The organism is Shewanella sp. MEBiC00475 (assembly GCF_005234075.1).
Taxonomy (GTDB): domain Bacteria; phylum Pseudomonadota; class Gammaproteobacteria; order Enterobacterales; family Shewanellaceae; genus Shewanella; species Shewanella polaris.
In genome coordinates this window covers 3260678-3273793 of the sequence record NZ_CP039928.1, presented here as the reverse complement: position 1 = coordinate 3273793, position 13116 = coordinate 3260678, and the positions used below count along the sequence as shown (strand labels likewise).

Below are 13116 nucleotides of genomic sequence, written 5' to 3'. Positions count from 1 at the left end.
GATTAAAAATAAAGAGTAACCTTGAATAATCACGGTTACTCTTTTTATGTCCAAACTTCGTTTGGATTAAGATCACAAGGTTCCTCACTCATGGATCACTCAACCAGATTGTTGCCCGAGAACTTTGAGTTGTTTGGATACTATTAAAACTGCGATCTATTGATAGGTGCTGCCATTGTGTTTTAGCCAGCCGCCTGGGTGTTGGCCGCGTGGATCGTGGTGAGTCCAATGGATGACGCCACCTTTGTTATTAAATTCATAAACACCGTAAAACTCGACGCTATCACCGACATTTAAGTTATCTATACGCGGTGCTAAATCAATATTATGGGCGACTAACAGTGTATTGCCGCTGGCTATTTTTAGAATAAATCGTTGGTGGCGACTGCCTTTTAAATCATCGGAAAGTATTTTTACCACATACCCAGAACCACCAATTTGGAGGTTACTCTGCTGATTATCAATGGCATTTTGTAACGCGCTATCATTGCCTGCGGTATAGCCAGCATAAACGTTTTGTACAATTTGAGTTGTTTGACCCTTTTGATCCAAAAAGCCAAATATCGCGAGACCAAGTAAACAGATTACTAAGATTTTTTTCATGTTTATCAATTCCTTTTAAACAACAATTAAAATAAAGCTAAACAAAAACGCGATAGTTTATCGCGTTTTTAATGAGTAATCTAAAGTCCAAAATCTATTTAATCGACTCTAGCCATTGGTTAAATGATGATGCAGGCATAGCACCGGATTGTTGTGCAAGCACTTTGCCTTGTTTAAATACCATCAAGGTCGGAATAGATCGGATATTAAATTGCCCAGCTAAAGCTTGTTGTTCTTCGGTATTAAGTTTACCAAAACGGAATTTGGGTTCCCATTTTTTAGCTGATTGAGCAAATACTGGAGCAAAGTTTTTACACGGGCCGCACCAACTAGCCCAAAAATCGACCACTAGTGGTAGCTCTGATTTATTAGCATGGTGACTAAAATTGGCAGCTGTTAGCTCTATCGGTTCACCAACAAACAGACTTTTTTTGCATTTACCACAAGTCGGTTGTTGTTCAAGACGTTCTTCAGGAATACGATTTAACGTATCGCAATGGGGGCAAGCTATAATCATGATTAGACCTCATCAACTTCATTATTGAGACTCTTTAATCATAAACCTTGTTGGTGTGTTAAACGAATAATCGTTTAATTTATTTATCGCTTTTTGGCCTATGGCCGCCAATGTCATGACCGCTGGCCATAAAAACATAGTCAATCCATACAAGCTTAATTCCGGCTCGTAAACCTTACCTGAATGACAAGATTAATCAACAACAGTACTTAAACCTTAAGTCGCCACATCTCAAAGGTTTCTTGGCAAAGCTGTTCCCTAAACTTAGGATGAGCAATATCGATAAGAGCACGAGCTCGTTCTCGTAACGATTTACCGCGTAAATAAGCGGTTCCGTACTCGGTAACAATATAGTGTACATGTGCACGAGTTGTTACCACGCCAGCACCTGGCGATAATACTGTGGCAATCCGCGACATGGTGCCATTAGCCGCAGTACTGGGTAATGCGATGACAGATCGGCCGCCTTCAGAAAGACCTGCCCCGCGTATAAAGTCCATCTGGCCACCTACACCTGAGTATATTTGAGTACCCAATGAATCAGCACACACTTGCCCTGAAATATCGACCTGTAACGCTGAGTTTATCGACATCACATTAGGGTTTTTACGGATAATCGCTGTGTCATTAACCTGCTCAATATCCATGAATATCACCGAAGGATTGTCATCAACAAAGTCATAAAGTCGTTGGCTACCCAAAGCAAAGCCTGTCACAGTCTTACCGGGATGTACTTTCTTACGACTATTATTGATCACGCCAAGCTCGACCAGATTAAGCACGCCATCAGAAAATAGCTCAGTGTGAACGCCTAAATCTTTATGTTTGGTTAAACACCCCAATACAGCATCTGGAATGGCGCCAATACCCATCTGTAAGCAAGCCCCATCAAGTACTAATTTGGCCACATTATGGCCGATGGCCAAGCTTATCGCATCGCTTGGGGCGAATAGATGTTGTGGTAAAGGCATGCTCTGCTCATACACGGCTGCGAACTTATTGTAATGAATAAAACCATCACCATGGGTGCGAGGCATCATGGGATTAATGTGAGCAATAATTTTACCCGCCATTTGGCAGGCCGCTAAAGTTGCCTCAACCGATATACCTAACGAACAGATACCATGTTTATCTGGCGGGGAAACTTGAATGATGGCGGTGTCGATATGCTGTTCGCCAGAACGAAACAACTTGGGCACCTCAGAGAGGAAAATCGGCACATAATCGGCATCACCTTGTTGTAACAACGAACGCGTGGGTGTGCCAGCAAAGAAACAGCGATGGCGAATATGATCCCTTAAACGGGGATCACTTAGCAACTCAGCCCCTTCTGTGTGTAGCTGCAATAATGTTAAACCATGCTTAGTTAATGCATGTTCAGCTAACGCATCGAGCAGCATTGTTGGTGTTGCCCCCATGGAGTGAGTCCACAAGGTTTCACCACTTTCAATTAACGATACGGCTTCTAATGCACTGCTACAAATAATTGGTTTCATTAATATTACTCAAGGTCATTAAGCTATTTGTAGTTTAAGGGTTAAATTAACGTTTTAATAGCGTTAACAATACACACTATGAGCTAAAACATAGAGTTGAGAGATAGAGTCTTTACAGAGCATTATTTAATACCAATTCCACTAATTATCTGGTCATTCAGCGGGAATTCTGTGCCTTCTAGGCAAGTAATAGGATTGTAGGCATAGTTGCTCTCGGCAACTGCTCCTGCGTTGCTCTACCTCCTGCATCCATGCAGTCGTACGTCAAAATGCTATTAAGCAGCATAGAAGGCACAGAAACCCGCCTTGCAGGAGACGCTCAGACAGTCCATTTCTTTGTTGCATTGTTTTAAAAGGGAATAACCATTGTTTCAACAATGCGCCTCAAACTGAACAGTCTGAGCGACTCTGATTGGTCACATAATTAATGGAAATGGTATATATAATAAATGAGACATAAATGGTGTTAGCTTCAGTTAATCAAAACGACTCTATAATATTAACTACAATATTGTGGAATTATGCTTAAAAAGGTGAAAACCTGCAGGCCAATGATCTTACTAGCTTTAAGCCATGCCAGCTTATGTTGATGAGTGAAGCGGTATTTTGCCTGTTATCTGCGCATCACATGGAGTATTCAGTCTGATGGTGTGGATGCAATTAATCATTAATAACAAAACATCATCATGAAATCAGATAGTACTAGGAAATAAAATGGGAGGACTGAGCATTATCTCAGCCCTCATCAATGAAAACCTTAAGCAATTTTGAATGTAGCCACTTGTTGTTGCATCGATTGAGCAAGTGATTGTAAGTCATCGACTGAATGAGTCAGTTTTTCGGTGGCTGCGGATGAGGCTTGAGTAATATCATTTATGGTGATGATACTTTTATTGATGCTCTCAGCCACATAAGATTGCTCTTCTGCCGCTGTAGCAATTTGAGTGTTCAGTTCATTGATACTGTCGACCGAGGTGACAATGTCACTTAGCACTGAACCAGCACTGTTTGTTTTATCATTGGCATTGTTTACTAAAATTAAACCTTGATCCATTGAAGAGACGGCAAGAACAACACTTTGTTGAAGTTCATCAATCATGGTTTCAATTTGCAGGGTTGATTCTTGAGTTCGCTTAGCTAATGTTCTCACTTCATCGGCAACAACAGCAAAACCTCTCCCTTGCTCGCCAGCTCTGGCCGCCTCAATAGCAGCATTTAAAGCCAAAAGATTAGTTTGCTCAGCAATACCTTTAATAACATTTAATACTTGACCAATATTTTGGCTCTCTTTCGCTAGATGAGATATTACCTCAGCAGTTTTGCCAATTTGGTTAGATAGTTGCGACATACTGTCTATTGAATGTTGAACAATCGCGTTACCATTTTCAGCATGACCATTGGCTTGTCTGGCTTTTTCTGCGGCAAAATTAGTACTTTGAACCACTTCGGCCACTGTCGCTGTCATTTCGTTCATAGCGGTTGCGGTTTGCTCTGACTCATCTTGCTGCTGCAGCATTCTATGATTAGTTTCTTCGGTGAAACGTTGCAACTCTCCTGAGGAAATATTAATAGTATTAGCGGCATCTGTAATAGATTCAATAATGTTTCTGAGATGCGTGATCACTCCTGTAAGGCTCGTTGAGATCATCCCTAACTCATCATCGTTATAAGGAGTAAACACTTGGGTTAAATCTGAATTTTGTTTAATGAGCTTAAGCTTCATCAAAATGTCAGTCACTGGCATCATAACGCTGCGTAGTACCCATATTGTTAACACTACACTGATAACGACGGCGCAAAACGTGAAGAAAATAAATAACTTGACCGATGATTGGTATATGTCTTGGGTTAATCGCCATTCATCGCCTGCTACATTAATTTGCAATGACACTAATTCGGCAATTTTACCGCTAATGGGATCTATTACGCCGTATAAAGGCATAATGTCATCAGCCAATTGACCTGTAATATCTCCAGACATTTTCTGTAGTTTGTTGATGAGAAAATCAATTTTTTCATCCGCGGGGCCAAACATATCATTGGCTTCAATACTAAGTTGGCTTTCTTTGGGGGTTAACTGAGTGGCTAAATATTTTTTCCACAGTGTATCAATATTACTTTTTGCACTTATTAATGTCTCAGCAGCATATTGTGCGGTTGAGCCGCCAGCATTGGCTTTGTTTATTGCATCAATGACTAAGACAGCATAGTCATCACCAATGATTTTTAAATCTTCTAACGGTACAACCCGATCAGAATAAATCCTCATCACTCCATCTTCGATTTTTCCCATCATGTTGACAGAGATGCCACAAATCACAATGAGAATAACTAATGGAATTAACGAACTAATGAGCATTTTTTGTTTTATTTTAAAATTAAGCATAATATTCCGTCAAGTAAAAATGATTAAACTACAAAGCTCTATCAATCCTTAGAGGAACTTTACAATATGACTTTATTGTGTGATTCACAGTATATTTAAGTGATCCATATTAACACTAAATTAACACTCAATTAACAAAAAAAGTATACAATAATGAGTAACTGTATTCAATACTGTAAATACTATAAAAACCATTTATGCCTTATATGTCACATTAGAAAAACCAAAATCATTACTCACGGTTATTTAATAAGATTGGGATGAGATTTGGTTTGATCGAATATTGACCACACTGCCAGTATATTTCGCCTAGTGAGCACATTGATAAACATCAAATTGCAGACGTAAAAAAGCCCGCTATGCAATAGCGGGCTGTCTCACGACTCTTTCAAGTCAATTAGGCGCCTGGAAATGACCTACTCTCACATGGGGAGACCCCACACTACCATCGGCGATACTGTGTTTCACTTCTGAGTTCGGAATGGGATCAGGTGGTGCCACAGCTCTATGGTTTCCAGACAAATTTTGCTTATCTAACGCACTATTCTTTATGCATTAAATAATAATTCGAAAAGCTGATTATGCTTTATTAAAGCTTACTTGAGATATCACACTATTTAAGCGCTCTATTCTAACACTAAGGTCAGTAAAACCCATCTGGGTTGTATGGTTAAGCCTCACGGGTCATTAGTACAAGTTAGCTCAACGCCTCACAACGCTTACACACCTTGCCTATCAACGTAGTAGTCTCCTACGGCCCTTTAGAGAGCTTAAAGCTCTAGGGATGACTCATCTTAGGACTCGCTTCCCGCTTAGATGCTTTCAGCGGTTATCGATTCCGAACGTAGCTACCGGGCAATGCTATTGGCATAACAACCCGAACACCAGCGGTTCGTCCACTCCGGTCCTCTCGTACTAGGAGCAGCTTCCTTCAATCATCCAACGCCCACGGCAGATAGGGACCGAACTGTCTCACGACGTTCTGAACCCAGCTCGCGTACCACTTTAAATGGCGAACAGCCATACCCTTGGGACCGACTTCAGCCCCAGGATGTGATGAGCCGACATCGAGGTGCCAAACACCGCCGTCGATATGAACTCTTGGGCGGTATCAGCCTGTTATCCCCGGAGTACCTTTTATCCGTTGAGCGATGGCCCTTCCATTCAGAACCACCGGATCACTATGACCTACTTTCGTACCTGCTCGACGTGTATGTCTCGCAGTTAAGCTGGCTTATGCCATTGCACTAACCGTACGATGTCCGACCGTACTTAGCCAACCTTCGTGCTCCTCCGTTACTCTTTGGGAGGAGACCGCCCCAGTCAAACTACCCACCAGGCACTGTCCCGAACCCCGATAAGGGGCCGCGGTTAGAACATCAAAACTACAAGGGTGGTATTTCAAGATTGACTCCACTCTGACTAGCGTCAAAGTTTCAAAGTCTCCCACCTATCCTACACATGTAGGTTCAATGTTCAGTGCCAAGCTATAGTAAAGGTTCACGGGGTCTTTCCGTCTAGCCGCGGGTATACGGCATCTTCACCGCAATTTCAACTTCACTGAGTCTCGGCTGGAGACAGCGTGGCCATCATTACGCCATTCGTGCAGGTCGGAACTTACCCGACAAGGAATTTCGCTACCTTAGGACCGTTATAGTTACGGCCGCCGTTTACCGGGGCTTCGATCATGAGCTTCTCCGAAGATAACCCAATCAATTAACCTTCCGGCACCGGGCAGGCGTCATACCGTATACGTCATCTTGCGATTTTGCACAGTACTGTGTTTTTGATAAACAGTTGCAGCCACCTGGTATCTGCGACTGCCGTCAGCTTAGGGAGCAAGTCCCATCACCGACAGCAGCGTACCTTCTCCCGAAGTTACGGTACCATTTTGCCTAGTTCCTTCAGCCGAGTTCTCTCAAGCGCCTTGGTATTCTCTACCCGACCACCTGTGTCGGTTTGGGGTACGATTTCTACTAACCTGAAGCTTAGAAGATTTTCCTGGAAGCATGGCATCAACTACTTCATCACCTTAGTGACTCGTCATCAGCTCTCAACCTGTACATTTAAGTACGTATTCCCGGATTTGCCTAAGAATACAGCCTACTACCTTAAACGCGGACTACCAACGCCGCGCTAGCCTAGCCTTCTCCGTCTCTCCATCGCAGTTAGCAGAAGTACAGAAATATTAATCTGTTTCCCATCGATTACGCCTTTCGGCCTCACCTTAGGGGTCGACTCACCCTGCCCCGATTAACGTTGGACAGGAACCCTTGGTCTTTCGGCGAGGGAGTTTTTCACTCCCTTTATCGTTACTCATGTCAGCATTCGCACTTCTGATACGTCCAGTGTGGGTTACCCCTTCACCTTCAACCGCTTACAGAACGCTCCTCTACCGCGCACTTCTAATGAAATGCACCCGTAGCTTCGGTGGTATGTTTAGCCCCGTTAAATCTTCCGCGCAGGCCGACTCGACTAGTGAGCTATTACGCTTTCTTTAAATGATGGCTGCTTCTAAGCCAACATCCTAGCTGTCTAAGCCTTCCCACATCGTTTCCCACTTAACATACACTTTGGGACCTTAGCTGACGGTCTGGGTTGTTTCCCTTTTGACAACGGACGTTAGCACCCGCTGTCTGTCTCCCGAGTAGTACTCATTGGTATTCGGAGTTTGCAAAGGGTTGGTAAGTCGGGATGACCCCCTAGCCTTAACAGTGCTCTACCCCCAATGGTATTCGCTCGAGGCGCTACCTAAATAGCTTTCGAGGAGAACCAGATATCTCCGAGTTTGATTGGCCTTTCACCCCCAGCCACAAGTCATCCGCTCATTTTTCAACATAAGTCGGTTCGGTCCTCCAGTTGATGTTACTCAACCTTCAACCTGCCCATGGCTAGATCACTCGGTTTCGGGTCTACGCCTTGCAACTAAACGCGCAGTTAACACTCGGTTTCCCTACGGCTCCGCTATTCGCTTAACCTCGCTACAAAACGTAAGTCGCTGACCCATTATACAAAAGGTACGCAGTCACGGTCTCAAGAACCGCTCCCACTGCTTGTACGTACACGGTTTCAGGTTCTATTTCACTCCCCTCACAGGGGTTCTTTTCGCCTTTCCCTCACGGTACTGGTTCACTATCGGTCAGTCAGGAGTATTTAGCCTTGGAGGATGGTCCCCCCATATTCAAACAGGATGTCACGTGTCCCGCCTTACTCGTTTTCATCTATGGTTAGTTTTCATGTACGGGGCTATCACCCTGTGCCGCTGTGCTTTCCAACACATTCCACTAACACCCCATAGACTTAAGGGCTAATCCCCGTTCGCTCGCCGCTACTAGGGGAATCTCGGTTGATTTCTTTTCCTCCGGGTACTTAGATGTTTCAGTTCCCCGGGTTTGCCTCACTACACTATGTATTCATGTAGTGATAACAGCTTATGCTGCTGGGTTTCCCCATTCGGATATCGTTAGCTCAAATGCTTATTACTAGCTCGCCAACGCTTTTCGCAAGTTATTACGTCCTTCATCGCCTCTGACTGCCAAGGCATCCACCGTATACGCTTAGTCACTTAACCATACAACCCAAATGAGTTTCACTTGCGTGAACCACCTGCGTTATATCGCAACTAGCTGGTTTTTACTTGTCTCACCTCCAGGGTAGGAAGTGGACTCGCCTTAGTTTTTAGAATATTCAAGACACTTAAACAGTGTTTTGAGAACTCAAGATACTGATGCTTTCGCATCAGTATTATTTTTCGCACTAACGTAATCACATCAACAACAACGAATCGTCATCAATGCGCCTTTAGTTAGTACTATCAGCTTTCCAAATTGTTAAAGAACAACACTTAACCGGCTCGCGGTGTGTTTCACTCTACTTCCGAAGAAGTTAACAAGTAATCTGTGTGAACACTCACATGCATTGCTGCACTTTAGGTATTGAGTTAGTCGTATAGGTAAGGAGGTGATCCAGCCCCAGGTTCCCCTAGGGCTACCTTGTTACGACTTCACCCCAGTCATGAACCACAAAGTGGTGAGCGTTCTCCCGAAGGTTAAACTACCCACTTCTTTTGCAGCCCACTCCCATGGTGTGACGGGCGGTGTGTACAAGGCCCGGGAACGTATTCACCGTAGCATTCTGATCTACGATTACTAGCGATTCCGACTTCATGGAGTCGAGTTGCAGACTCCAATCCGGACTACGACGTACTTTGTGAGATTAGCTCCACCTCGCGGCTTTGCAACCCTCTGTATACGCCATTGTAGCACGTGTGTAGCCCTACTCGTAAGGGCCATGATGACTTGACGTCGTCCCCACCTTCCTCCGGTTTATCACCGGCAGTCTCCCTAGAGTTCCCACCATTACGTGCTGGCAAATAAGGATAGGGGTTGCGCTCGTTGCGGGACTTAACCCAACATTTCACAACACGAGCTGACGACAGCCATGCAGCACCTGTCTCACAGTTCCCGAAGGCACACCAGAATCTCTTCCGGCTTCTGTGGATGTCAAGAGTAGGTAAGGTTCTTCGCGTTGCATCGAATTAAACCACATGCTCCACCGCTTGTGCGGGCCCCCGTCAATTCATTTGAGTTTTAACCTTGCGGCCGTACTCCCCAGGCGGTCTACTTAATGCGTTAGCTTGGGAGCCCAGTGACTAAGTCACCAAACTCCGAGTAGACATCGTTTACGGCGTGGACTACCAGGGTATCTAATCCTGTTTGCTCCCCACGCTTTCGTACATGAGCGTCAGTCTTTGTCCAGGGGGCCGCCTTCGCCACCGGTATTCCTTCAGATCTCTACGCATTTCACCGCTACACCTGAAATTCTACCCCCCTCTACAAGACTCTAGTTCACCAGTTCTAAATGCAATTCCCAGGTTGAGCCCGGGGATTTCACATCTAGCTTAATGAACCGCCTGCGTACGCTTTACGCCCAGTAATTCCGATTAACGCTCGGACCCCTCGTATTACCGCGGCTGCTGGCACGAAGTTAGCCGGTCCTTCTTCTGTAGGTAACGTCACAGCAGCGTGCTATTAACACGCTACCTTTCCTCCCTACTGAAAGTGCTTTACAACCCGAAGGCCTTCTTCACACACGCGGCATGGCTGCATCAGGGTTTCCCCCATTGTGCAATATTCCCCACTGCTGCCTCCCGTAGGAGTCTGGGCCGTGTCTCAGTCCCAGTGTGGCTGATCATCCTCTCAGAACAGCTAGGGATCGTCGCCTTGGTGAGCCATTACCTCACCAACTAGCTAATCCCACCTAGGTTCATCCAATCGCGAAAGGCCCGAAGGTCCCCTCCTTTCCCCCGTAGGGCGTATGCGGTATTAGCAGTCGTTTCCAACTGTTATCCCCCTCGACTGGGCAGATCCCTAGGCATTACTCACCCGTCCGCCGCTCGTCAGCAAAGTAGCAAGCTACTCTCTGTTACCGCTCGACTTGCATGTGTTAGGCCTGCCGCCAGCGTTCAATCTGAGCCATGATCAAACTCTTCAATTAAAGTTTTTTGAAATACTCTGTTAGGAATATTTCGGCTCAATGAATTCTGATTTACATCTTATAAACTCGGAAGAATCTATAAAATGTTTGTTACATATTGCTATGAACATTCATCGTTGCATTGAGTTGAAATTTTTTGATTGCCAACATTCCGAAGAACAGAAGACAATTTCGAATAACTCAATACCTGTGAATGTCCACACAGATTTCTTGTTTAAATTGTTAAAGAACGTTGCTCACTATGAAGAAGTTTAAGTCTTTCATGTTAGCAGCCTAAGACGCTAGGTCGTTGGCTTGGGAGGCGTATTTTACGCGTTCCGCTTGCTGCGTCAAGTGTTTTTTCAAACTTTCTTTTCGCTGCTGAACTCAGTGTTTTGAAGCACTTAATTCAACCTAACCCGGTGACTGCTTGCGCCGTCTGCCGTGTCAGTGGATGCGCATTATAGGCAACTCAAGATTTAGTGCAACCCATTTATAATGATATTTATCAATTAGTTTTTATACCCGATTTAACACCAGCTTAGCCACACGTTACACACAAACTTATCCACAATACTGTTTATTAAGTATTATTAACTACAGGAATTTTAAAATGCAGATCAATTGAAACAGCTCAATTCCCTTATATTTATCGGTCATATTATTCTTATAGCGCTAATATCGCACTATTCATATTGTGCCGATGTTATCAATAGGCAAGTTTACTTCTTATATAGGTGTATATAGGTGTGCAGTTTCATTAAGCCACAATGCTGTCTATCTGATTCCTATCGAAAACGTTGGATTTTCACTTTGAACTATAAGATGGGCCGAAGACGGTTAAAGATGAACTCGAAGTAGAGATGAATAACAGACGCGAGCTTTTCACTTGTGTTATTTAAGTAAACAACAAAAATGTTGCCGGAGCTCTGAGGTTTGCAAATACTGATTAATAATCAAGAATGCACTTTACCCATTGCCTATGAGTGAGAGAAGTGCCACGACTTTATTTTAATCTAAGTGTGGCAATCAAAAATAAGCGGAGACAAACTTTGACTTCAATTATACGCTAACACCGTCTTTTTCGGTTTTACTCTCAACATAAGCTTGATAACGGCCGGGTTTATGATTAATCGCAATCAACACATTTAACATTGCAGCCCCCATCACAGACAATAACACCACCTCAAAAGAAAACATCAACATCGAAGAGCTTAAAATAATCGTATCAACTAACAAGCCAAAATTACCAGCTCGAATTGAATACTTATTTTGTAAGTAAAGCGCCAAAATGCCTAAGCCCCCTAGACTCGACTTATGTCTGAACATAATTAACATCCCGACGCCAATCAACATACCACCGACAGTGGCTGCAAATACTGGATTTACATTGTCGATATGAATAAACATCGGCATGTAATCCGTCATTACCGAAATGATTGACACTGAAATGAAGGTATTGATAGTGAAACGCTTAGAAAGTTTTGTCCATGCGATGTAATAAAAAGGCACATTGACTAAAAAGAATAACATCCCAAAACTTAATGATGTCAAATGCATGCCAATAATCGCCAGGCCAGCGGTACCACCAGTAATAAGTTGATTACTGTTATAGAGCGTCACCCCCAAAGACACCATTACACCTGCACAAAACAAAGCCATAATGTCTTCGTAAAACCGGTGTGTTGGAAATGGCATATGATTTTCTATCCTTTAAACAGGTTGTGATTAAATAATGCAGGTAATGCAATGGCTATATAGTAGTGCTTTGAACGCTCTGCATATCAAAGGCGCGCAGTGTACCTAATCAATTTGGATTAAACAGTTAGCTAAATAAGACAAATATTGCGATTTAAATCAGGACTGTTCACTCAACTTTACAAAATTCGACACTATTGTTAATAAGTTGATACACAACTGTTAATTAAAAATATCTTTTACGCCTGAGATATGCTCTTGCTCATATTTAAGGGAAATATTGACACTATTTAAATTGATTTAGAAATTAACGTCGTAATCATTTTTCAGTTATATAAATTGAAAAGACCAATGGTTAACAGCCTAGATTTTAACCTTGCCGAGGTAAATAGCATGAGGAGATAATAGAGAGAATGCTAAGAACAAATTTATTTATAACCTTATAATAAGATTGTCAAAATATCAGCGTAATTTCTCTTGCAATGCCAGTTGTGAAAACAAGATCCCTTGCCAACCGTGCAGTATAAACTGACGAATATTTTGATGGTCACCGCTTTGTGCTGTTGCCACTACATCTCGATAATGTTGGCCAAACATAGCCAAGGTTTGTTGCACAGTTAACTGATGAATTTGCCCAAACGCAAAAACCTTACAAGAACCAGAATTCTGCCCAGCCTCGTTAAGCTGATCACCATTTTTAAATGCACTTGGGCTAAAATCATAATGATCGTCAATCAAAGCAATAGACTCTTCAAAAAGCACTGTATCTGCTCGCTCAGCTAAAGATGATATAAATTCACTAATCTGTGTTGAAGCCATATCGCACGCCCTATTCTTGATAAAATTACACTTTAAATACTCAAACAATCTAATTGCCTGTAATACTATACTAATGAGGATTGCTGCGAGCGAAATCACAACACAATGTGCCAAGTTCACCT

General features: G+C 43.2%; 6 protein-coding genes and 3 rRNA genes. All 9 read right to left on the bottom strand.

The genetic code is table 11. From position 1 onward, the window contains the following. Window positions 1-156 precede the first annotated feature (156 nt). On the bottom strand, window positions 157-603 hold the full coding sequence (locus FCN25_RS14630) for a DUF3465 domain-containing protein (RefSeq protein WP_137226002.1): 447 nt from the start codon (window positions 601-603) through the stop codon (window positions 157-159). 94 nt (window positions 604-697) lie between these two features. Further along, window positions 698-1120, bottom strand: coding sequence for a thioredoxin TrxC (trxC, locus tag FCN25_RS14625; protein WP_137226000.1), 423 nt, complete (start codon window positions 1118-1120; stop codon window positions 698-700). A gap of 209 nt (window positions 1121-1329) precedes the next feature. Next, entirely contained in the window at window positions 1330-2616 is a 1287-nt protein-coding gene (locus FCN25_RS14620; RefSeq protein WP_137225998.1) for an acetyl-CoA hydrolase/transferase family protein, read from the bottom strand. Window positions 2617-3373: 757 nt separating this feature from the next. After that, a complete protein-coding gene (locus FCN25_RS14615; RefSeq protein ID WP_137225997.1) occupies window positions 3374-5002 on the bottom strand; it encodes a methyl-accepting chemotaxis protein in 1629 nt (542 codons plus the stop codon). 403 nt (window positions 5003-5405) lie between these two features. Next, window positions 5406-5521, bottom strand: a 5S ribosomal RNA gene (rrf, locus tag FCN25_RS14610). 147 nt (window positions 5522-5668) lie between these two features. Next, window positions 5669-8573 (bottom strand): 23S ribosomal RNA (locus tag FCN25_RS14605). Window positions 8574-8955: 382 nt separating this feature from the next. Continuing rightward, a 16S ribosomal RNA gene (locus FCN25_RS14600) occupies window positions 8956-10498 on the bottom strand. The 16S, 23S and 5S rRNA genes sit together here, the layout of an rRNA operon. A gap of 1041 nt (window positions 10499-11539) precedes the next feature. Next, complete coding sequence (locus FCN25_RS14595) at window positions 11540-12175, bottom strand: YitT family protein (RefSeq protein WP_137225995.1); 636 nt, start codon at window positions 12173-12175, stop codon at window positions 11540-11542. Window positions 12176-12637: 462 nt separating this feature from the next. Next, a complete protein-coding gene (locus FCN25_RS14590; RefSeq protein ID WP_137225993.1) occupies window positions 12638-12994 on the bottom strand; it encodes a HopJ type III effector protein in 357 nt (118 codons plus the stop codon). Window positions 12995-13116 lie beyond the last annotated feature (122 nt).